The sequence below is a fragment of the Kitasatospora sp. NA04385 genome (assembly GCF_013364235.1).
Taxonomy (GTDB): domain Bacteria; phylum Actinomycetota; class Actinomycetes; order Streptomycetales; family Streptomycetaceae; genus Kitasatospora.
Window position 1 is genome coordinate 1457602 of record NZ_CP054919.1, and the last position, 21875, is coordinate 1479476.

Consider the following 21875-nt stretch of genomic DNA (forward strand, 5'->3'; position numbering starts at 1 on the left):
CGGGCGGCAACCGTTGCCGCCGCGCCGAAACGTCCGCTTAGGCTGGCCGCGATGACAGTCGACCGCCGCAGTGTTCTGCGTTCCGCCTCCCGCCTGGCCGCGTTGAGCGCCGCCGGCGGCCTCGCCGCCGCGTGCGGCGCCCCCTCCGACGGCCGCGGTGCGAACGGCGCCTCGGTGGCGGCCCGTCCGCAGCCCGTGCACCTGACCGAGTCGCCCGCACCGAGCGCCTCCCCGTCGCCGTCGCCGTCCCCCACCGCCACCCCGTTCGCGCTGCCCCCGCTCGCCCCGGACACCCCGCAGGAGGTGGTGACCGGGCCGCACAGCAGGCCGCAGTTGGCGCTGACCTTCCACGGCCAGGGCGATCCGGCGATCGCCACCGCGCTGCTGGAGACCGCCGAGCAGCGCGGCGCCCGGCTGACCGTGCTGGCGGTGGGCAGCTGGCTCGACGAGCAGCCGCAGATCGCGCAGCGGATCCTGTCCGGCGGCCACGAGTTGGGCAACCACACCCAGAACCACCTGGACATCTGCTCGATGTCGGCCGACCAGGCGCGCGAGGAGATAGCGCAGTGCGCGCAGCGGCTGGAGCGCCTGACCGGCTCGATCGGCCGCTGGTTCCGGCCGTCCGCCGCGCAGTACGCCACCCGGACGGTCAAGGAGCAGGCGCAGCAGGTGGGTTACGCGCACGTGCTGTCCTTCGACGTCGATCCGCGCGACTACGCGGACCCGGGCGCGGACGCGGTGACCCGCCGGGTGCTGAAGTCGGCGAGGGCCGGTTCGGTGGTCGCCCTGCACATGGGCCACCCGGGCACGGTGACGGCGCTGCCGGCCATCCTGGACGGCCTCGCGGAGCAGGGCCTGCACGCGGTGACGGCTTCCGAGCTCTGCGCCTGAGCCCCGCCGCCGCCGTGGCATGCTCGTCCCATGCGCTACCTCATCCTGGGCGCCGGCGCGGTCGGCGGCACCATCGGCGGACGCCTGCACCAGAGCGGCCGCGACGTCCTGCTGGTCGCCCGCGGCCCGCACCTGGCGGCGCTGCGCGCCGACGGCCTGCGTCTGACCGTCCCGGACGGCACCCACCGGCTGCCGGTCCCGGCGGTCGGCGGCCCGGAGGAGGTCGAGCTGACCCCGGACGACGTGCTGGTGCTGGCGGTGAAGACCCAGCACTCGGCGGCCCTGCTCGACCAGTGGGCGCCGCGCCCGGTCGCGGGCGGCGGGACGGCGGGCGAGCGGCTGCCGCTGGTGTGCGCGCAGAACGGCGTGGAGAACGAGCGGCTGGCGCTGCGCCGCTTCGCCCGGGTGTACGGCATGTGCGTGTGGCTGCCCTCCAGCCACCTGGAGCCGGGCGCGGTCTCGGCGGCGGGCTCGCCCCGCTCGGGCGTGCTGCACCTGGGCCGCTACCCGGACGGCACGGACGAGGCGGCCGCCCGGATCGCCGCCGACCTGGCGGATTCGCACTTCGACGCGTACGCCGTCGGGGACGTGATGGCCTGGAAGTACGCGAAGCTGCTGAGCAACCTGGGCAACGCGCTGGAGGCGGTGGCCGGTCCGGTCGACGGCGAGCTGCGGATGCGGGTGTGGCGGCGGGCCCGGGCCGAGGGGGAGGCGGTGCTGGCGGCCGCCGGGATCGCCCACCCGTCCGAGGAGGAGCAGCGGGTCCGGCGCGGCGACCGGGTGACGCCGGTGCCGCTGGCGAGCGCGGTGCGCGGCGGCGGTTCATCCTGGCAGTCGCTGGTGCGCGGCACCGGCGACATCGAGGCCGACCACCTGAACGGCGAGGTCGTCCTGCTGGGCCGCCTGCACGGGGTGCCGACGCCGCTCAACGCGGCCCTGGGGCGGTTGGCCGCCGCCTTCGCCCGCGAGGGCCGGGCGGCCGGCTCCCTCCCCGACGCCGAACTGGCCGCCCTGCTGGAGCTCTGAGCCGCCCGCTCCTGCGGGCGGAGCCGCTCCACGCCGGCGGGGCCACTCCACGCCGGCGGGGCCGCTCACGCCAGCGGGTCGTCCGGCCCGTAGGGGCGCAGCCGCAGCGTGCGGGCGTCGGCGGAGCGGATGGCCGGGGCGGAGGCGACCAGGGTCTCCAGGTTGTCCCGTCCGGCGTGCAGGAAGCGCCCGTGCAGCCCGTCGAAGCGGCCGCGGGCGGCGTCGACGGTGACGGCGACCATGTACGGGATGGAGCCCCAGGCCTTCATGTCCCGGAACATCGCCATGCCGGCGGTCATCTCGGTGTCGACCGCGCCGGGGCTGATGTCGAGCACCACGACGCCGTGCCGGCCGGCCGAGTCGGCGATGTTGTCGGAGAGCTGGAGCAGCGCGCCCTTGGAGGTGGCGTAGGCGGTGTAGTGGCCGTCGGGGCGCAGGGCGAAGCCGCTGTTCAGGTTGATCACCCGGCCGCTGCGGCGCTGCACCATGCCGGGCAGGACGTTGCGCAGCAGGTTGTAGGGGCCGCGCAGGTTGGTCTCGACGACCTGCCACCACTGGGCGGGGTCGGTCTCCCAGATCGGCACCTCGGCGCGGTCGACCTGCCCGGCGTTGTTGACCAGCAGGTCGACGGGGCCGAGGTCGCGCTCGATCGACCGGACGGCCTCCCGGACGGCGCCGGGGCGGGTGACGTCGGCGGTGACGGCGACGCCGCGGGCGCCGTGCCGCACGCACTCCTTCAGGGTCGCGATCAGCCGGTCCTGGGTGCGGCCGATCAGGCCGACGGCCATGCCCTCGGCGGCGAGCCCGACGGCGATCTCCCGGCCGATGCCGCGTCCCGCCCCGGTGACCAGTCCGACCTGCCCGGTGAGTGATCCCGTCCCCATCTGCCTGCTCCCTCCTCCGGCTGGACCTCCGCATTGTGGTCCCCGCCCGGGGGCGCACGGGGGAGCGCGCGCAGCGCACCGCCGACGCCCACCCGTTCGGCCCAGCACCCGGCGCGCCGCCGCCGACGGCACGCACCGATGTGAACGGGCGTTAAGGCAGGTAGTACCGTCGTCCGGGCGGGCCACGGCGCCCGCGAAACCCCCGGCCGGGTGACCCCCGGCTCCGTCCCGAAGGGCATTTGAGTGAGCGATATCGCGCGCGTCGGAGTAGTCGGCTGCGGCCTCATGGGATCCGGCATCGCCGAGGTCTTCGCCCGTTCCGGCCTGGAGGTGCTGGTCTCGGAGGCCAGCGGCGAGGCCCTGGAGCTGGGGCGCACCCGGCTGACCAACTCGCTGGAGACCGCGGTGCGGCGCGGCAAGCTCTCCGAGGAGGACCGGGACGCGGCGCTGGCCCGGCTGTCGTTCACCACCGACCTCGCCGACTTCCACGACCGGGACCTGGTGGTCGAGGCGGTCGCCGAGCGCGAGGACGTCAAGGTCAAGATCTTCCAGACCCTCGACCAGGCGGTGACCCGGCGGGACGCCATCCTGGCCTCCAACACCTCCTCCATCCCGATCGTGAAGCTCGCCGCCGCGACCGGCCGCCCCGAGCAGGTGATCGGCCTGCACTTCTTCAACCCGGCGCCGGTGCAGAAGCTGGTCGAGGTCATCCCGACCCTGACCACCTCCGCCGAGACCACCACCCGCGCCGAGCAGTTCACCGTCGAGGTGCTCGGCAAGGAGCCGATCCGCGCCCGCGACCGGGCCGGCTTCGTGGTCAACGCCCTGCTGGTCCCCTACCTGCTCTCCGCCGTCCGGATGTTCGAGTCCGGGGTCGCCACCGCCGCCGACATCGACAAGGGCATGGAGGCCGGCTGCGCCCACCCGATGGGCCCGCTGCGCCTGTGCGACCTGATCGGCCTGGACACCATCGTCTCGATCGCCGAATCCATGTACGACGAGTACAAGGAGCCCCTGTACGCGGCCCCGCCGCTGCTGTCCCGGATGGTCGACGCGGGCCTGCTCGGCCGCAAGTCCGGCCGCGGCTTCTACGACTACACCGCTTCCTGACCCGCGTCCCTCCACCGGCCCGCCGACCGCTCCGACTTCGTGACGCGAGCGGTCGGCACCGGGCCCGGACGCGCACCGGCCCGCCCAGCCACCGGCCCACCCGTCCCGCCTGCTCCTGCGGGCCGTAGTCTCGCCCGGTGACCGGAACACCCCCCGCCCCCGCCCCCGGCTGGGACGCGCTGGCCTCGACTGCCGGGGTCGAGCGCCGGACCGGCCTGATCTGGCTGTCCTGGCTCGGCTTCAACCGGGCGGCGCCCGTGGACGTGCTGCTCGCCCTGCTGGACCTCGCCGAGACCGGCTTCCTGTACCGCGGGGACCTGCCCGCGGCCGTGCCGGACGCCGCCGTCGTCCACCCGGACCACCGGGTCCGGCGGGAGGCGGCAGAGGTCGGCCGCCTCTCCCCGGAGCAGTGGGAGCGGCTGATCGCGGCCACCCCCGAGCCCGGGCTGCGCGACCGGTTCGCCGAACTCGCCGCGCACCGCGTGGCGGCGCGGCGGCGGGGCCGCGGCGTCGGGGCACCGCCCGGCCCGGACGCCCGACCGCCCGCCACCGCCGCCGGGATCGCGGCGATGGCCGCCGAGGTGCCCGACGTCGGCCCGGCGGACCGCACGGTCGCCCTGTGGTGGGTGGGCGCCCTGCACGGCGACGGCGCGGCCATGCGCCTGCTGGCGGCCTCGCCCAAGCTGCTGGTGCGCCGCAGCGTGGCCCGGGCGCCACGGCTGCCCGCGGACGTGGCGGCGCTGCTGGCCCGCGACGAGGACCGGGCGGTGCGGCTCTTCCTGGCCGAGTCCTGCGCGGACGCCCCGGCCGGGATGCTGCTGGAGATCGCCTCCTGGTGGAGCGGGAGCTTCTCCTTCCCCGACTGCCCGCGCTCCCACCCGAACTTCCCGCGCGCGGGCCTGCTGCGCTTCGCCGCGGACCCGAACCCGCTGCTGCGCGCCCTGGTGCTCGACGACCCGGAGGCCACCGGCGCGCACGCCGAGCGGCTCGCCGCCGACCCGGACCCGGCCGTCCGCCGGGCCGCCGCCGCGGACGGCCGCCTCTCCCCCGCGACGGTGTCCGCGCTGACCGCCGACCCCGACCCCGGCGTGCGGCGCCGCGCCCGGGCCAACCCCGCGCTGCCGGTGCCGGAACTGGTGGCGCTGCTGCTGGACCGCACCGCGGCCGAGGACGCCGTCCGCAACCCGGCGGTCCCGGCGGCCGTGATGCGCCGGATGCTCGCCCTCGCGACCCCGCACACCGGCAACGCGCCCTGACCGGGCGTCAGTCGGCGGGCGGCACCGACGGCCGGGCGGCAGGGGCTGGCGTCAGGGGCTGGCGTAGCGGGCGACGTCGGTGACCCGGCAGCTGACCGGGCCGTGCGGGTCGGCGGTGCCCTGGGCGTGCTCCAGCGCGTCCTGGCCGGGCGGGAGCGGGCCGGCGGCGGCGACGCCCTCGGTGACCTGGCGGCCGGCGTGGTCCTCGAAGGCGATCTGCACCACGTAGTTGCTGGTGGTGGCGGTGTGGTTGGTGATCCGGACGGTGGCGGAGGGCCACTGCAGCTCGTCGTCCACCTTGCAGGAGGTCACCTCGACGTCGCCGACCGCGGCCGGGCCGGCGTCCTGCGCGTTCCGGGCCCGGTCGTCCTCGTCCGGGTCGCAGCCCGTCGCCGACAGTGCCAGCGCGGCGACCAGGCAGGCGGTGACGATCGCTCGGATGCGCATGGTTTCCCCTCGGGCCGGACACGGGTCGGGACCGACGCTACGAGCCGCCCGAGCCGCCCGCCCGGAATGTGTCCGATCCGTAATAACCGTGCGGAGCAAGTGTGTTGACGGTGCGTCAGCGAAGGAACCCCGCCCCGGTGAGCGGACCGGCGGACAGCGCGGCGGGCAGCACGGCGAACGGCCCGGCGCGTGCGGGCGCCGGGCCGTTCGGGTCGGAGGGGGGAGGGGTCAGCCGTTGATCTGGTACGAGTCGCCGTAGACCTTCCACTTGAGCGGCGGGTTGAGGTCGAAGTTCTTGGCGTTCAGGAACACCTTCTGCTCGGTGTCGACCCGGCTGGTGTCGGCGTGCGCCTCCTCCTGCTTCATGATCACCTTCCGGGCGTCCATGAAGGCGTTCAGGTAGGCCGTCTCGTCGCCGCCCTGGGCCGGGGTCTTGGCCTTCTTCATCGCGGCGGCGCGGATCCCGCCGAAGCTGTCGGAGCTGTTGCCGGGGCCGTGCATCACGATGGCGTCGTAGTAGATGAACTGCCCGAGCGCGCGCAGCCCGTCGGCCTTGCCCTGCTGGACCGAGGGGTTGAAGTACACCCGGTCGCGCTCGTCGTTCTGGGCCTGCTGGAAGACGGTGTCCTTGGCGGCGGTCTTCCAGTCGTTGACGAAGGCGCTGCCGAGGCCGGAGTGCGACTCGGTGCCGTTGACCTTCTTCAGCGCGGGCAGGTACTTGGCCAGGACGTTGCCGGGCTTGAGGTCGGTGTAGTGCTGGACGAGCTCCAGCATGTCGCCGGTGCCGGAGCAGAAGCCGATGATGCCCGCGGTGTAGCCGCGGCCGTCGCCGATGTCCTCGATGTACTTGTACTGGGCCTTCCAGTCGAGCGAGGAGTTCTCCGCCGAGGAGACCAGCTCCATGGCGATCTCCTTCTTCGCCGGGTCGTCCAGCCCGACGGCCGCCACCGCGACGGCACTGGTGCTGCTCGCCGCGGGGGCGGCGGCGTGTCCGGTCCCGGCCGCGGCCAGGGTCAGCGGGAGGGCGCCGACCAGGATCGCGAGGGCGGCCCGGGTGGTGCGGGCGGTGCGAGCGGTGCGGTGCTCAGTGGGGTGCATTGACGCTCCGTCTGCCGGCTGCGGACATGGGGGTGCCCGCAGGAGAGGGTTAGGAAACTTTCCTAACCAAGATTGAAGCGCCCCGCGGCGGCCCTCCGCAAGGGATGCGACGGCATCCGGCCCAACCCGCCCATCCGACCCGACGCCCCGTCACTCCCCCGCCACCGCACCTCCACTTCCCCGCCACCGTCCCGCACCGTCCCGCACCGCACCGCACCGCACCGCACCGCACCGCACCGCACCGCACCGGGAAAACGACTGGCCGCCGGGCCGGGCGGCGGCCATGCTGGGCCGGATGGAGATCCGCGAAGCCACCGCCGGGGACTGGGCCGCCGTCTGGCCGTTCTTCCACCGCATCGTCGCCGCCGGCGAGACGTTCACCTACCCGGCCGACCTGACGTCGGACACCGCCCGCGGCTGGTGGATGCTGCCCGCCCCCGACCGCACCGTGGTCGCCGTCGACGAGGCCGGCGGCACCGTCCTCGGCACCGCCAAGATGAACCGCAACCAGGCGGGCAACGGCGCCCACGTCGCCAGCGCCAGCTTCATGGTCGACCCGGACCACGCGGGCCGCGGCACCGGCCGCGCCCTGGCCGAGGAGGCGCTGCGCTGGGCCCGCGCCCGGGGCTTCCGCGCCATGCAGTTCAACGCCGTGGTGGCCGCGAACGCCCCGGCCGTCGGCCTGTACCGCTCGCTCGGCTTCGCGGTGGTCGGCACCGTCCCCGAGGGCTTCCGCCACCCGCGCCTCGGCTACGTCGACCTGTACGTCATGCACCGGCCCCTGTAGCCGCCCACCGACCGGCCGCCCGCCCCTCCCGCACCACCGCCGGCCGGGAGAGGACGGTCACCAGCAGCGACGCCCCGGCCAGCGCGCCGATCGCCCAGCGCACCTCCACCAGCTGCGCCAACCCGCCCGCCAGCGCCGCACCGACGCCCTGCCAGGCGATCCGGCCCGCCGACTCCACGCCCTGCACCTGGCCGCGCCCGGCGGCCGGCGTCAGCGCCAGCAGCCGCTCCTGCAACGGCAGCGTCGCCGCGAACCCGACGCCCGCCGCGCCCACCGCCGCTGCCGCCGCCCACACCGGCGGCCCGGCCGCCAGCAGCAGGAACGGGGCCGCCAGCAGCAGCCGCAGCCCGTACGCCAGCCGGGCCCGCCGCGCCTCGTCCAGCAGCCGGCCCACCAGCAGGTCGCCCGCCAGCATCCCGGCCGAACCGGCCGCCAGCAGCGTCCCGGCGGCCCCCGGCGCGTACGGCAGGAACAGCGCCTCGCAGCCCACCACCAGCCCGTTGGGCACCCACAGGTTCAGCAGCAGCGCCCGCCGCCCGGGCCGGCCCAGCAGCTCGACGTTGCCCCGCCAGGTCTCGCGCAGCCCCGGCCGGCGCGGCGGCCGCACCGACCGCTCCCGCACCGTCGCCGCCACCACCGCCGCCAGCGCCGTCAGCCCCGCCGCCGCGCCCAGCAGCCGGTACGGCGACAGCACCGTCAGCAGCGCCCCGCCCAGCGCGAAGCCGAGCACCGCCGCCCCGCCCGAGGTGACGTTCATCAGCGACCGGGCCCGCGCGTAGCCCTCCGGCGGCACGATCTCCGCCAGCAGGCCCATCCGCGTCCCCGTCCCCAGCGACTGGAAGAACCCGACCAGCAGCAGCAGCCCGAACCGCGCCGCCAGCGGCAGCCCCGGCACCGCCTGCGCCGCCGTCGCGGCCAGCGCCAGCAGGTGCAGCGCCACCAGCGTCCGGCGCGGCCGTGCCCCGTCCGCGACCGACATCAGCGTCAGCGCGCCCAGCACCGCCGCGAACGACGACCCGTACATGCTCACCGCCGTCAGGAACGGCGACCCCGTGCGCGCCTGCACCAGCGTGCCCAGCGCGAACCCGGACAGCGTCCCGGCCCCCGCCAGCAGCGTGAAACCTGCGTACAGCCCCGCGAACTCCCGCTGCCGCAGCAGCGCCAGATACCCGTGATCAGTCATGAAAAAAGCCTCCGACGCTGCCGCGGGGGCGCGTTCGAAGGCCGACCACGAGAACCTACCACTCAACGCCCCGCCCCCGCCCGGGTTTCCGCCGCCCCGAGCGCCCCCGAACACCCCAACACCCCCGAACCGCACCCGAACGGCGCCGCGCCCGCGCACGGCGGAGCCCCGCCGCTCCCCCGCCGAGGGGGTGCGACGGGGCTCCGTCACGCCGGGAACCGCCCGGCCGCCCGGGCCGTCAGGCCCCGCGCAGCACCGCGCCGGTGCGCTCACCGGCCACCGCGACCGCCGACGCGCGGGCCGCCGACGCCTCGTCGGCCGTCAGCGTCCGGTCCGCGGCGCGGAAGCGCAGCGTGTACGCCAGCGACTTCTTGCCCGCGCCCGCCTGCTCGCCGGTGAACACGTCGAACAGCCGCAGCGACTCCAGCAGTTCGCCCGCGCCCTCGCGCAGCGCCGCCGCCACGTCCGCGGCGTGCACGCCCGCGTCCACGATCAGCGCCACGTCCTGGGTCGCCACCGGGTAGGCGGAGACCGGCGGGCCGGAGACCCGGCGGCCGTCCTCGAACAGCAGGTCCAGGTCGAGCTCCATCGCGCTGGTGCGCTCCGGCAGGTGCAGCGCCTTGACGACCCGCGGGTGCAGCTCGCCGGCGTGGCCGACGACCTCCTCGCCCACCAGCAGCTCGGCGCAGCGCCCCGGGTGCCACGGCGCGTACTGCGCCTGGCGGACCGTCAGCTCGACGCCCGCGGCGGCGGCGACCACCCGGGCCGCCTCGACCGCGTCCGCCCAGCCGGACGGCGCGCCCTTGCCCCACCAGCCGGACGGCAGCCGCTCGCCGGTCAGCGCGACGGCGACCCGGCGCGGCTGGTCCGGGAGGGCGGCGTTCAGCTCGGCGAGCTGCTCCTCGGTCGGGCGGCGGTCCACCGGCAGCCGCGGCGCGACCTTCGGCTCGGCCTTGGGCAGGAACACCGTGCCGGTCTCGAACAGCGCCAGGTCGGTGTTGCCGCGCCCCACGTTGCGCCGCAGCGCGCCCAGCAGGCCCGGCAGCAGGGTGGTGCGCAGCGCCGGCTCGGCGTCGTTCAGCGGGTTGACCAGCTTGACGGTGCGCCGGCGGGCGTCGTCCGCGTCCAGCCCGAGGCCGTCGAAGGAGGCCTCGCCGACGAACGGGTACGCGTTGATCTCCACGTAGCCCGCGCCGGCCAGCGCCACGCCGACCCGCCGGTGGAAGCGCTGCGCCTCGGACAGGCCGCGCCCGGGCGGGGTGACCGGCATCCGGGCCGGGACGTTGTCGTAGCCCTCCAGCCGGATGACCTCCTCGGCGAGGTCGTACGGGTCGGTCAGGTCGGGCCGCCAGGACGGCGGGGTGACCTCCAGGACGTCGGTGCCGACGACCGCGCAGCCGACCTCCTGCAGGCGGCGGGTGACCGTCTCGCGGCCGTACTCGGCGCCGGCCACCCGGTCGGGCAGGTCGGCGTCGATCGGGATGGTGCGCACCGGGTGCGGGGCGGCGATGTCGGTGACACCGGCCTCGGCGGTGCCCCCGGCGATCAGCACCAGCAGGTCGACGGCGCGCTGCGCGGCGGCCCGGGCGGCCTCCGGGTCGACGCCGCGCTCGAAGCGCTTGGACGCCTCGGAGGGCAGCTTGTGGCGCTTGGCGGCGCGGGCGATGGCGACCGGCTCGAAGTGCGCGGCCTCGATGACGATGTCGGTGGTGCCGGTGACCAGGCCGGTCTCGGCGTCGACGACCGGGTCGAGGATCTCGGTGGTGGCGCCGCCCATGACGCCGGCCAGGCCGATCGGGCCGGAGTCGTCGCAGATCAGCAGGTCCTCGGCGGACAGCTTGCGCTTGACGCCGTCCAGCGTGGTGAGCTCCTCGCCCGCCGCCGCCCGGCGGACCTGGAACGGCCCGTCCAGCCTGTTCCGGTCGTAGGCGTGCAGCGGCTGGCCGACCTCCAGCATCACGTAGTTGGTGATGTCGACGGCCAGCGAGATCGGGCGGATGCCGGCCTTCTGCAGGCGGCGCTGCAGCCAGATCGGCGACTTCGCGCCCGGGTCGACGCCGGTGACGGTGCGCGCCACGAAGCGGTCGCAGCCGACCGGGTCGGCGACCTTCACCGGGTGGCCGTAGGCGTTGGCCGGCGGCACGTCCAGCAGCGCCGGGTCGGCCAGCGGCAGGCCGTACGCGGCGGCGGCCTCGCGGGCCACGCCGCGCATCGACAGGCAGTAGCCGCGGTCGGGGGTGACCGCGATGTCGAGCACCTCGTCGACCAGCTGGAGCAGTTCCAGGGCGTCGGTGCCGGCCTCGAACTCGGGCGGCAGCACGATGATGCCGTTGTGGTCGTCGCCCATGCCCAGCTCGCGGGCGGAGCAGATCATGCCGGCCGAGGTGTGGCCGTAGGTCTGCCGGGCGGAGATCGGGAACGGGCCGGGCAGCACGCCGCCGGGCAGGATCACCACGACCTTGTCGCCGACCTGGAAGTTGGTGGCGCCGCAGACGATCTCCTGCGGCTCGCCGGTGCCGTTGGCGTTGCCGACGTTCAGGAAGCAGTGCCGGATCGGCTTCTTGAAGCCGGTCAGCTCCTCGATCGAGAGCACCTCGCCGACGACCAGCGGGCCCTTGATGTCGGTGCCGAGCTGCTCGACCGTCTCCACCTCGAGACCCGCGCGGACCAGCCGGGCCGCGACGTCGCGGCCGGTCTCGCCCGCCGGCAGGTCGACGTACTCGCGCAGCCAGGAAAGCGGGACGCGCATCAGATCTCCATCCCGAACGGGAGGGTGAAGCGGACGTCACCCTCGACCATGTCGCGCATGTCGGCGACGTTGTGACGGTTCATCAGGATCCGCTCCAGGCCCAGGCCGAAGGCGAATCCGCTGTAGCGGCTCGGGTCGATGCCCGCGGCGACCAGCACCCGCGGGTTGACCACGCCGCAGCCGCCCAGCTCGATCCAGCCCTCCGAGGAGCAGGTGCGGCACGGGCGGTCGGGGTTGCCCACCGAGGCGCCGCGGCACACGAAGCACTGCAGGTCGATCTCGGCGCTGGGCTCGGTGAACGGGAAGTACGAGGGCCGCCAGCGCAGTTCGAGGCCGCCGCCGATCAGCTTCTCCACCAGCACCTCGATGGTGCCCTTGAGGTGGCCGAAGGTGAGGCCCTCGTCCACCGCGATCGCCTCGACCTGGCGGAACACCGGGGTGTGCGTGGCGTCCAGCTCGTCGGTGCGGTAGACCCGGCCGGGGCTGACCGCGTACAGCGGCGGCTCGCCGGCCAGCATCGCGCGGATCTGCACCGGGGAGGTCTGGGTGCGCAGCACCATGCCGGAGTCGGCGGTGCCGTCGGGGGCCTCGACGAAGAAGGTGTCCTGCATCGAGCGGGCCGGGTGGTCGGCGTGCAGGTTGAGGGCGTCGAAGTTCAGCCACTCCGCCTCGACCTCGGGGCCGGACGCCACCTGGTAGCCCATCGCGACGAAGGTGTCCTCGATGCGCTCGGCGAGCGTGGTCAGCGGGTGCCGGGCGCCGCGCGGCACCCGGCCGTACGGCAGGGTGACGTCCACCGCCTCCTCGACCAGCACCCGGGCGTCGCGCTCCGCCTCCAGCTCGACCTGGCGCTCGGCCAGGGCCTTGTTGACGGCTCCGCGGGCCTGGCCGATCAGCTTGCCCGCGGCGGCCTTGGCCTGCGGGGGCAGGGCTCCGATCTCGCGGTTGGCGAGCGACAGCGGGGAGCGGTCGCCGGTGTGCGCGACCTTCGCCTGCTTGAGCTCGTCGAGGTCGGCGGCGGCGGCGAAGGCGGCGATCGCCTCGTCCCGGGCCTGTTCCACCACCTCGGGCTTGAGGGCCTCGACCTCGACCGGGTCGTACGACTTGTTGGGTGCCGACATCTCTATCTTTCCCGTGCTCCTGCTCGTGATCAGGTCTGCTGCGTCGCCGGGCGTCCAGGAACGCCAAGGGTCGAGTGTAGTCGCAGGCCGCGACCCCCCACGGCGGCGGACCGCGCCGCGGGCCGGGTCAGAGCATGAAGTCGGGGACGCCCGCGGGCAGCACGAACCGGAACCTGGCGCCGCCGCCGTCGGCCCGGCTGATCCGGACCACCCCGCCGTGCGCCTCCACGATGCCCTTGACGATGTACAGGCCCAGGCCGGTGCCGCCCCGCTTGGAGCCCCGCCAGAACCGGGTGAACACCCGCGGCATCGCCTCCTCGGGGATGCCCGCGCCCTGGTCGCTGACGGTGACCGCGGTGCCCTGGACCACCCGCGGCTCGGTGCCCGGCACCTCCACCAGCTCCTCGGCCGGGCCGACCTCGATGGTCACGGTGCCCTCGCCGTGCCGGACCGCGTTCTCCAGCAGGTTCCCCAGCACCTGGTCGATCTTGTCCGGGTCGCCCCACTGCTCGGCCGGCGGCCCGGCCACCCGGATGTCGAAGCGCTCGGCGGGGATGCCGGCCGCGACCTTCCCGGCCACGTGCCGGTGCACCGCCGCCGCCAGGTCGATCCGCTGCCGGCGGATCTCCAGCCGGCCCGCGTCGATCCGGGAGATGTCCAGCAGTTCGGCGATCAGCCGCACCACCCGGTCGGCGTCCGCGTCGACGGTCTCCAGCATCACCCGCTTCTGGCCGTCGTTGAACCGCTCCCACTTGGCCAGCAGCGTCGCCGTGAAGCCCTTGACGCTGGTCAGCGGGGAGCGCAGCTCGTGCGCGACGGTGGCGATCAGCTCGGCGTGCGAGCGCTCGGTGCGCCGCCGCGCCTCGGTGCCGCGCAGCGTCACCACCACCTGCCGCACCGGCCCGCCGGGCGCGTCGCGCACGTACCTGGCGCAGACCAGCACCTCGCGCCCGTCCAGCAGCAGGTTCCGCTCGGGCTGCCCGGTGCGCACCGCGAGCCCGCCGTACGGGTCGGTCAGCCGCCACCAGCGGCGGCCGTCCAGGTCCTCCAGCGGCAGCGCCCGTTCCAGCTCGACGCCGATCGCGTAGTGCGCGGAGCGCCCGGTGATCCGTTCCGCGGCCCGGTTGAAGACCACCACCCGGCCCTGCCCGTCCGCGACCACCAGTCCGTCCGGCAGGTCGTCAGGTTCGACCGGTGCCCAGTTGACGCCGCCCATGGGTGTCCTCCCCCGCCCGCCCCCTCGCAGGCCCAGGAACCGACCCTAGCGCGAGCGGGCCTCGGCGCGACACCCGCCGTGGGAGCGCTGGGCGCGCGCGGAGGCGTACAGGCACACGGCGGCCGCCGTCGCGAGGTTCAGGCTCTCCGCGTGCCCGTGGATGGGCACCCGCACCACCTCGTCCGCCAGTGCGCGGGTCTCCTCCGGCAGGCCCCAGGCCTCGTTGCCGAACACCCAGGCGCACGGGCCCTGCAGGGTGCCCTCGTCCAGCTCCTGGTCGAGGTCGCGCTGCCCGGCCCCGTCCGCGGCCAGCACCCGCACCCCGGCCTCCCGCAGCCGCGCCACCGCCTCCTCGACCGGCACCCCGGTCGCCACCGGCAGGTGGAACAGGCTGCCGACGGACGCCCGCACCGCCTTCGGGTTGTACGGGTCCACCGAGGCGTCGGTCAGCACCACCGCGTCCGCCCCGGCCGCGTCGGCGGTGCGCAGCACGGTGCCCGCGTTCCCGGGGTCGCGGACGTGCGCGAGCACCGCGACCAGCTTCGGCCGGGCCGCCAGCACCTGGTCGAACGGGGTGTCGATGAACCGGCACAGCGCCACGATGCCCTGCGGGGTGACGGTGTCGCAGATGTCGGCGACGACCTCCTCGGTGGCGCCCAGCACCGGCAGCCCGGCCTCCCGCGCGGCGGCCACGATCCCGGCGTGCCGCCCGGCGGCCTCCGGCGTCACGTACACCTCGACCACGGCGTGCTCGCCGTCCGGCAGCCGCCCGAACGCCACCGCCTCCCGCACGGCCTGCGGGCCCTCGGCCAGGAAGCGCCGCTCCTTGCCGCGCTGGTTGCGCTTGGCCAGGCGGCGGGCGGCGACGACGCGCGGGGAGCGCAGGGAGGTCAGCAGGGGGGTCTCGGTGCTCATGCTCACGATCTTCGTCACGGAAGGGCAGGGGCGCGGTACGCGACGGACCCGCAGGCCGGGCGGCCTGCGGGTCCGGGGAACGCTCTCAGGGCGACGGCCTGGATCAGGCGGCGACCTTGGGGGCGTTGACGTCCGCCGGGAGCGCCTTCTGGGCGACCTCGACCAGGGCGTGGAACGCCACGGAGTCGTTCACCGCGAGGTCGGCCAGCATCTTGCGGTCGATCTCGACGCCCGCGGCCTTGAGGCCCTGGACGAAGCGGTTGTAGGTGATGCCGTTGGCACGGGCAGCGGCGTTGATGCGCTGGATCCAGAGCTGGCGGAAGTCGCCCTTGCGCTTCTTGCGGTCGTTGAAGTTGTAGACGAGCGAGTGGGTGACCTGCTCCTTGGCCTTGCGGTACAGGCGCGAGCGCTGACCGCGGTAGCCGGAGGCCCGCTCGAGGATGACCCGGCGCTTCTTGTGGGCGTTCACTGCCCGCTTGACGCGTGCCACTTCATTACTCCTTGGTTCCGGACCTCGGGTCGTGCCGGCGGTCCGTTATTCGATTCGGTCGGGAAGGATCAGCTGGTGCCCGCGGCGCGGCCGCGGGCGGGCGATCACTTGCCGAGAAGCTTCTTGATCTTCTTCGCGTCGCCCGGGGCCATCTCGGCGTTGCCGGCCAGCTTGCGGGTCAGCGTCGAGGGCTTGTGCTCGAGCAGGTGGCGACGGCCGGCACGCTCGCGCAGCACCTTCCCGGAGCCAGTGATCTTGAAGCGCTTGCTGGCGCCGCTGTGCGTCTTCTGCTTCGGCATGTCGCCGTTTCTCCTCGTCGGTCCGTTCCGGCCCGCACCGTGCGGCGCGGGCCGGAACTGGATGGATCTCGTCTCCGGGGCGGGACGCCCCGGAACCGGGTGCCTCGGCCTCCCGGTCACCCGAGCCCTGGGGCTCAGGCGTCCTGGGCGGCCTCGGCGGGCTGCTCGACCTCGGCCGCCTCGGTGGCGACGTCGTCGGCCTCGGTCTCCTCGACCTCGGCCACCTCGTCCTCGACACCGTCGACGTCGTCGGCGTCGTCCGCCTGGTCGGCGGCCGGTCCGCGGCCCAGCCGCTCCGCCTTGCGGGCGTCGGCGGCGGCGCGGGCCTCGGCCATGGCCTCGGTCTTCTTCTTGTGCGGGCCGAGAACCATGATCATGTTTCGGCCGTCCTGCTTCGGAGCGGACTCCACGAAGCCCAGGTCCTGGACGTCGTCCGCGAGCCGCTGCAGCAGTCGGAAGCCCAGCTCGGGGCGGGACTGCTCACGACCGCGGAACATGATCGTGATCTTGACCTTGTCACCCTGCTTGAGGAACCGGACGACGTGACCCTTCTTGGTGTCATAGTCGTGCGGGTCGATCTTCGGCCGGAGCTTCATCTCCTTGATGACCGTGTGCGCCTGGTTCTTGCGCGCCTCACGGGCCTTCATGGCCGACTCGTACTTGAACTTGCCGTAGTCCATGAGCTTGCACACCGGCGGGCGCGCCGTGGCGGCGACCTCGACCAGATCCAGGTCGTACTCCTGGGCAAGCTCCAGCGCCTTCGCGAGCGGGACGATGCCGACCTGCTCGCCGCTGGGACCGACGAGTCGCACCTCGGGGACGCGAATCCGGTCGTTGATGCGGGGCTCGGTGCTGATGGGGCCTCCTCGGTTGCACCTTTTCCGATGCGGCCGTCGGGCGGCGGTCGCACGTAGTGGTTTCGACCACTGGGCGGGGCTTCATTCATGCTCCGCTGCCCGTCGAGGGCACCGAGCGCACGAAAAAAGCCCCGCACGGTACAGGCGGGGCTCCACACGTTCCGGGACGCCCTGACGGGCACCACTGCCGACGAACAAGTCCCTCGCGGGCGCTCGTGGCGGACCGGACCCGTCGGCCCTTCGGCCGATCAGGTGGGAGACTTTCGCGGTTGCCCTCTCGGGCCTCCTGGAGTGGAGCCTCCACTTGCTGGCCGGGCAGCCTTGGGCAGCCGCCTGGCCGGTCAGTCTCGAATCATACCAGCGTTCCGGCACCGACCGGTATTCCGACCCTCCGCCGCCCGCCTTGTACGCTCCCTCCGTACTGCGCTTTCGCACCAGCACCCCTCGGAGTGACACCTTGACCAGCCAGCCCGACCACGCGCACGAGTCCGAGTCCGAGCAGGCCCTCGGCTTCGACGACCTGACCCGCGACATCGCCGAGGTCCCCGCCGTCGAGGTGATCACCACCGTCGCCGTCCACCTGATGAGCGCCGCCGCCGTCAAGTGCGGCCTGGCCGAGGGCGGCGAGGCCGACAAGGACCTCGACGAGGCCCGCAAGCTCATCACCGCCCTGGCCGGCCTGGTCACCGCCGGAGCCCCCGAGATCTCCAACTTCCACGCCGCCCCCCTCCGCGACGGCCTGCGCTCCCTCCAGCTCGCCTTCCGCGAGGCCTCCCTCGTCCCCGACGCCCCCGGCTCCGGCCCCGGCGAGAAGTTCACCGGCCCCGTGTACTCCTGACCCCCCGCACGACGGGAGCGGCCCGCCGGAAGGAGGACTCCTTCCGGCGGGCCGCTCCCGTCGTGCGCTACGCGTCGTACTCCTCCAGCGGCGGGCACGAGCACACCAGGTTCCGGTCGCCGTACGCGCCGTCGATCCGCCGCACCGCCGGCCAGTACTTGTCCGCCGGGTTGACGCCCGCCGGGAAGACCGCCTCCTCGCGGGTGTACGGGTGCGCCCACTCGCCGGCCAGCATCGACGCGGTGTGCGGGGCGTTGCGCAGCGGGTTGTCGTCCGCCGCCCACTCGCCCGCGCCGACCTTCTCGATCTCGCCGCGGATGGCGATCATCGCCTCGCAGAACCGGTCGATCTCGTGCAGGTCCTCGGACTCGGTCGGCTCGATCATCAGCGTCCCGGCGACCGGGAACGACATGGTCGGCGCGTGGAAGCCGTAGTCGATGAGCCGCTTGGCGATGTCGTCGACGCTGACGCCGGTCTCCTTGCTGAGCGGCCGCAGGTCGATGATGCACTCGTGCGCGACCAGCCCGCCGGGGCCGGTGTAGAGCACGGGGTAGTGCGGGGCGAGCCGCTTGGCGATGTAGTTGGCGTTGAGCACGGCCACCTGGGTGGCGCGCTTGAGGCCCTCGCCGCCCATCAGGCGGACGTACGACCAGGAGATCGGCAGGATCGCCGCCGAGCCCCAGGGCGCGGCCGAGATCGGCCCGACCCCGGTCGCGGGGCCCGCCTCGGCCTGCAGCGGGTGGTTGGGCAGGTACGGCGCGAGGTGCGCGCGCACCGCGACCGGGCCGACGCCGGGGCCGCCGCCGCCGTGCGGGATGCAGAAGGTCTTGTGCAGGTTCAGGTGCGAGACGTCCGCGCCGAACTTGCCGGGCTTGGCCAGGCCGACCAGCGCGTTCAGGTTGGCGCCGTCGACGTACACCTGGCCGCCGGCCTCGTGGACGAGCGCGCAGATCCGGGTGATCTCGGTCTCGAACACGCCGTGGGTGGAGGGGTAGGTGACCATCAGCACGGAGAGCTGCTCGCGGTGCTGCTCGATCTTGGCCTTGAGGTCCTCGACGTCCACGTCGCCGTCGGTGAGCGTCTTGACCACGACGACCCGCATGCCGGCCATCGCCGCCGAGGCCGCGTTGGTGCCGTGCGCGGAGGAGGGGATCAGGCAGACGTCGCGCTGGGTGTCGCCGTTCGCCCGGTGGTACGCCCGCACCGCGAGCAGGCCCGCCAGCTCGCCCTGCGAGCCCGCGTTCGGCTGGATCGACACCGCGTCGTAGCCGGTGACCTCGACCAGCTGCTGCTCCAGCCCGCGGATCAGGGTCAGGTAGCCCGCTGCCTGGTCGACCGGAGCGAACGGGTGCAGCTGCCCGAACTCGGGCCAGGTGACCGGCTCCATCTCGGTGGTCGCGTTGAGCTTCATGGTGCACGAGCCCAGCGGGATCATGCCGCGGTCGAGCGCGTAGTCGCGGTCGGAGAGCCGGCGCAGGTAGCGCAGCATGGCGGTCTCGGAGCGGTGGCTGTGGAAGACCGGGTGGGTGAGGTACTCGTCCTCGCGCAGCAGCCCGGCGGGCAGCGCGTCCGCGTCCTCGGCGATCTCCGCGGGGACGCCGAACGCGGCGAACACGGCCGCCAGGTGCTCGCGGGTGGTGGTCTCGTCGCAGGACACCGAGACCCGGTCGCCGTCGACCCGGTGCACGTTGACGCCGCCGGCCAGCGCCGCGGCGACGACCGCGTCGGCCCGGCCCGGGACGACGGCGGTCACGGTGTCGAAGAAGGCCTCGTGGGCGAGCTCGACGCCGCCCGCGCGCAGGCCGGCGGCGAGCGCGGCGGCGTAGCGGTGGGTGCGGCGGGCGATGTCGGCCAGGCCGTCGGGGCCGTGGTAGACGGCGTACATCGAGGCCATCACGGCGAGCAGCACCTGGGCGGTGCAGATGTTGGAGGTGGCCTTCTCGCGGCGGATGTGCTGCTCGCGGGTCTGCAGGGCCAGCCGGTAGGCGCGGTTGCCGTCGGCGTCGACGGAGACGCCGACCAGGCGGCCGGGCAGGTTGCGGGCGTACTCGGCGCGCACGGCCAGGTAACCGGCGTGCGGGCCGCCGAAGCCCATCGGGACGCCGAAGCGCTGCGAGGTGCCGCAGGCGATGTCGGCGCCGAGCTCGCCGGGCGAGCGCAGCAGGGTGAGGGCGAGCAGGTCGGCGGCGACCGCGACGACCGCGCCGAGCTCGTGGGCCCGGTCGATGACCGGCTTGATGTCGCGGACGGCCCCGGAGGCGCCCGGGTACTGGAGCAGCACGCCGAAGACGCCGCGCTCGGCGACCTCGGCGGGGATGCCCGCGGACAGGTCGGCGGTGACGACCTCGACGCCGGTCGGCTCGGCGCGGGTCTCGATCACGGCGACGGTCTGCGGCAGGGTGTCCGCGTCGACCAGGAAGACGCCGGCCTTGTTCTTGGTGACGCGCCGGGCCAGGGCCATCGCCTCGGCGGCGGCGGTGCCCTCGTCGAGCAGCGAGGAGCCGGAGGTGTCCAGGCCGGTCAGGTCGGCGACCACGGTCTGGAAGTTGAGCAGCGCCTCCAGCCGGCCCTGCGAGATCTCCGGCTGGTACGGGGTGTAGGCGGTGTACCAGGCCGGGTTCTCCAGCACGTTGCGCAGGATCACCGGCGGGGTGAAGGTCCCGTAGTAGCCGAGGCCGATCATCGAGGTGAGGACCTGGTTGCGGCCGGCCAGCTCGCGCAGCTCGGCGAGCACCTGGGCCTCGCTGCGGCCGGCCGGCAGGCCGAGCGCGGTGAGGCTGCGGATGGCGTCGGGGACGGCGGCCTCGGACAGCTCGTCCAGGGAGGCGTACCCGACCTGGGCCAGCATCTTCTGCTGGGCGTCGCTGTCGGGGCCGATGTGGCGGTGCTCGAAGGGGCTGGCCTGCTCAAGGTCGCTGAGCGTCGGCTGGGCGTTCATGGGGGTCGGGCCTCCTGGTCGCGGACCGGCGGTGGTACGCACGCGGTCGGCGGCCGTGGGAGCGCCTGGGCGTACGAACCCGTCAGCCTCCCCCTCTGTCATCGGTACCTGAGAGCTTCGCACGTCCGGACCGCACGGGCCCGGACGGCTTGCACCGTCGGCGAGGGCGGGGCCGGCCGGCTCCGGTGCCGACGGTCCTGCCCTGCTTTCCAGAGTGACCTGTTCTCGCTCGGTACGGATGCCTGAGAGATTCCGGGGAGGGGTTGCTCCTTCGGCGTCCCGCATCCCCCGTTCGGCGGGATCGGGACTCTCCCGAGCGGGCTCGGCGGTCGCCTCCGAGGTTACCAGCGCGGGCCCTTCGGATCACCGGTGCGGCCCTGTGATCTGCCCCGGACGGCGGTGTCCGGAGTGCCGCCGTCCGTTACGTGCCGTTTGGTGTGAAGTGGCGGCCCGGCACGCTCCTCCGGCCGCCGCCCGGACGTCCCTGAGGAGCAGCAGGACTGGAGGACAGCGTGCAGACCGATATCGATCCGCGCGACCTGATCGGACACAAGGCGGTCGACCGGAACGGTGACAAGATCGGCACGGTCGACGAGGTGTACCTGGACGACGCCACCGGCGAACCGGAGTGGGCGGCCGTCCGCACCGGGATCTTCGGCCGGGACGCCTTCGTCCCGCTGACCACCAGCGAGTTCTCGGGCGACGAACTGCGCGTCCCGTACGACAAGTCGCTGATCAAGGAGTCCCCGGACTTCGGCGTGGGCCAGCACCTCTCGCCGGCCCAGGAGCTGCAGCTGTACCGCTACTACGGGCTGGACACCGGCGGCGACACCGGCTCGGGCCCGACGGCGAAGACGGCGGCGGCCGGAACGGCCGGAACGGCCGGGGCCGCCGAGGCGGGAGCGAAGGAGCACCCACGCCAGGAGCCCCCGGCGGACCGCGACTTCGGCACCGTCGCCTCCTCCCCCTACCCCGCGCCCGCCCCGACCCCCGCCCCCGCGCCCACCGCCGAGGCCGCGGCCGCCGCCCCGGCCGCCTTCACGGCGGCGAAGTCCGGGCCCGCGTCGCCCCAGCAGCACGCCCAGGCGCAGCCCCAGGCCCAGACGCAGGCACAGAGTCAGGGCCAGGGCCAGGGCCAGGACCAGCAGAGCCAGGGCCGGCAGGCCCCGGGCCAGGCGGCCCCGACCGCGCCGGTGGAGATCACCTGCCGCGAGGAGCGGATCGACATCAGCACCGAGTGGCACGAGGTGGGCACCACCCGGCTGCGCAAGTACGTGACCACCGAGCAGGTGGAGCGCCGGGTGCCGGTGGTCCGCGAGCGGGTGCGGGTGGAGCGCATCCCGGTGTCGGACGCGGAGCGGGCGGCGCTGAGCGAGCAGGAGATCGCCGAGGCGGTCGAGGAGGTCACCCTGCGCGAGGAGCGCCCGGTGGTGCGCAAGTACCTGGCGCCGATCGAGCGGGTGCGCCTGGTGGTCGAGCGGTACACCGAGGAGGAGGTGGTCCGCGAGGAGCTGCGCCGCGAGCAGGTGGAGGTGCACGACGCGACCACCGGCAGCGGCGGCGGGGACGGCGAGGCGCGGCAGCAGCGCCAGCCGTGGAACGCGCAGCCGCAGTCGCCGACGGCGGCGAAGCCCCAGTCGGGCGCGAACGGCGGCCCGGAGCACGCCCGTCCGGAGCCGCTGCGCTCCTGACGCCGCGTCGGCCCGTCCGGCCCCGGTCCGCCCAGGCGGTCCGGGGCCGGCGCTTTGCCAAAGCTTCACCAATCGATAT

The 21875-nt window shown here is 74.4% G+C and carries 19 protein-coding genes and 1 riboswitch; of the genes, 7 read left to right on the forward strand and 12 right to left on the reverse strand.

Features of this window, described 5'->3' with window-relative positions:
• Positions 1-51: 51 nt before the first annotated feature.
• Both HUT16_RS06280 and HUT16_RS06285 read left to right on the forward strand, forming a co-directional pair.
• The gene (locus tag HUT16_RS06280; RefSeq protein ID WP_176186247.1) at positions 52-891 is read left to right on the forward strand and encodes a polysaccharide deacetylase family protein; all 840 of its coding nucleotides are present in this window, start codon (positions 52-54) and stop codon (positions 889-891) included.
• 30 nt (positions 892-921) lie between these two features.
• Positions 922-1917 (forward strand): ketopantoate reductase family protein, encoded by a 996-nt coding sequence (locus HUT16_RS06285; protein WP_176186249.1) that lies wholly within the window; start codon positions 922-924, stop codon positions 1915-1917.
• Positions 1918-1982: 65 nt separating this feature from the next.
• Here the strand turns inward: HUT16_RS06285 and HUT16_RS06290 are convergent, their stop codons facing one another.
• Positions 1983-2801 (reverse strand): SDR family NAD(P)-dependent oxidoreductase, encoded by an 819-nt coding sequence (locus HUT16_RS06290; protein ID WP_176186251.1) that lies wholly within the window; start codon positions 2799-2801, stop codon positions 1983-1985.
• 243 nt (positions 2802-3044) lie between these two features.
• Here HUT16_RS06290 and HUT16_RS06295 point away from each other — a divergent pair, with 243 nt between their 5' ends.
• Positions 3045-3911, forward strand: a complete 867-nt coding sequence (locus HUT16_RS06295; RefSeq protein ID WP_176186253.1) for a 3-hydroxybutyryl-CoA dehydrogenase — start codon at positions 3045-3047, stop codon at positions 3909-3911.
• A gap of 137 nt (positions 3912-4048) precedes the next feature.
• On the forward strand, positions 4049-5167 hold the full coding sequence (locus HUT16_RS06300; RefSeq protein WP_176186255.1) for a hypothetical protein: 1119 nt from the start codon (positions 4049-4051) through the stop codon (positions 5165-5167).
• A 51-nt stretch (positions 5168-5218) separates the two neighbouring features.
• Here the strand turns inward: HUT16_RS06300 and HUT16_RS06305 are convergent, their stop codons facing one another.
• Both HUT16_RS06305 and HUT16_RS06310 read right to left on the reverse strand, forming a co-directional pair.
• Positions 5219-5614 (reverse strand): hypothetical protein, encoded by a 396-nt coding sequence (locus tag HUT16_RS06305; RefSeq protein WP_176186257.1) that lies wholly within the window; start codon positions 5612-5614, stop codon positions 5219-5221.
• A 228-nt stretch (positions 5615-5842) separates the two neighbouring features.
• Entirely contained in the window at positions 5843-6712 is an 870-nt protein-coding gene (locus HUT16_RS06310) for a chitosanase (RefSeq protein WP_176186259.1), read from the reverse strand.
• Between the two features lie 295 nt (positions 6713-7007).
• On the opposite strand from HUT16_RS06310, the gene HUT16_RS06315 reads away from it, so the two are divergent.
• Complete coding sequence (locus tag HUT16_RS06315) at positions 7008-7499, forward strand: GNAT family N-acetyltransferase (RefSeq protein ID WP_176186261.1); 492 nt, start codon at positions 7008-7010, stop codon at positions 7497-7499.
• Here the strand turns inward: HUT16_RS06315 and HUT16_RS06320 are convergent.
• The 8 genes from HUT16_RS06320 to infC form a co-directional block, all read right to left on the reverse strand.
• Positions 7480-8682: an MFS transporter gene (locus HUT16_RS06320; RefSeq protein WP_176186263.1), complete on the reverse strand. Its 1203-nt coding sequence runs from the start codon at positions 8680-8682 to the stop codon at positions 7480-7482. The genes HUT16_RS06315 and HUT16_RS06320 overlap by 20 nt on opposite strands.
• Positions 8683-8920: 238 nt before the next feature.
• Positions 8921-11431 carry a phenylalanine--tRNA ligase subunit beta gene (pheT, locus tag HUT16_RS06325; protein ID WP_176186265.1) on the reverse strand — a complete coding sequence of 837 codons (2511 nt, stop codon included), beginning with the start codon at positions 11429-11431 and terminating at the stop codon, positions 8921-8923.
• Positions 11431-12552: a phenylalanine--tRNA ligase subunit alpha gene (gene pheS, locus HUT16_RS06330; protein WP_176186267.1), complete on the reverse strand. Its 1122-nt coding sequence runs from the start codon at positions 12550-12552 to the stop codon at positions 11431-11433. Before pheS ends, pheT begins: the two co-directional genes overlap by 1 nt.
• 127 nt (positions 12553-12679) lie before the next feature.
• Positions 12680-13768: an ATP-binding protein gene (locus HUT16_RS06335; protein ID WP_176186269.1), complete on the reverse strand. Its 1089-nt coding sequence runs from the start codon at positions 13766-13768 to the stop codon at positions 12680-12682.
• A 45-nt stretch (positions 13769-13813) separates the two neighbouring features.
• Entirely contained in the window at positions 13814-14683 is an 870-nt protein-coding gene (locus HUT16_RS06340; RefSeq protein WP_176186271.1) for an RNA methyltransferase, read from the reverse strand.
• A 103-nt stretch (positions 14684-14786) separates the two neighbouring features.
• On the reverse strand, positions 14787-15173 hold the full coding sequence (gene rplT, locus HUT16_RS06345) for a 50S ribosomal protein L20 (protein WP_030921387.1): 387 nt from the start codon (positions 15171-15173) through the stop codon (positions 14787-14789).
• Between the two features lie 104 nt (positions 15174-15277).
• The gene (gene rpmI / locus HUT16_RS06350; protein ID WP_030268653.1) at positions 15278-15472 is read right to left on the reverse strand and encodes a 50S ribosomal protein L35; all 195 of its coding nucleotides are present in this window, start codon (positions 15470-15472) and stop codon (positions 15278-15280) included.
• 134 nt (positions 15473-15606) lie between these two features.
• Positions 15607-16329: a translation initiation factor IF-3 gene (infC, locus tag HUT16_RS06355; protein ID WP_176192519.1), complete on the reverse strand. Its 723-nt coding sequence runs from the start codon at positions 16327-16329 to the stop codon at positions 15607-15609.
• 457 nt (positions 16330-16786) lie between these two features.
• Between infC and HUT16_RS06360 the strand changes: the two genes are divergently transcribed.
• The gene (locus HUT16_RS06360) at positions 16787-17167 is read left to right on the forward strand and encodes a DUF1844 domain-containing protein (RefSeq protein ID WP_176186273.1); all 381 of its coding nucleotides are present in this window, start codon (positions 16787-16789) and stop codon (positions 17165-17167) included.
• 67 nt (positions 17168-17234) lie between these two features.
• Here the strand turns inward: HUT16_RS06360 and gcvP are convergent, their stop codons facing one another.
• Complete coding sequence (gcvP, locus tag HUT16_RS06365) at positions 17235-20105, reverse strand: aminomethyl-transferring glycine dehydrogenase (RefSeq protein ID WP_176186275.1); 2871 nt, start codon at positions 20103-20105, stop codon at positions 17235-17237.
• A gap of 220 nt (positions 20106-20325) precedes the next feature.
• A riboswitch (glycine riboswitch) is annotated at positions 20326-20430 on the reverse strand.
• Positions 20431-20617: 187 nt separating this feature from the next.
• Here gcvP and HUT16_RS06370 point away from each other — a divergent pair.
• On the forward strand, positions 20618-21796 hold the full coding sequence (locus HUT16_RS06370; protein WP_176186277.1) for a PRC and DUF2382 domain-containing protein: 1179 nt from the start codon (positions 20618-20620) through the stop codon (positions 21794-21796).
• The last annotated feature ends 79 nt before the right edge of the window (positions 21797-21875 follow it).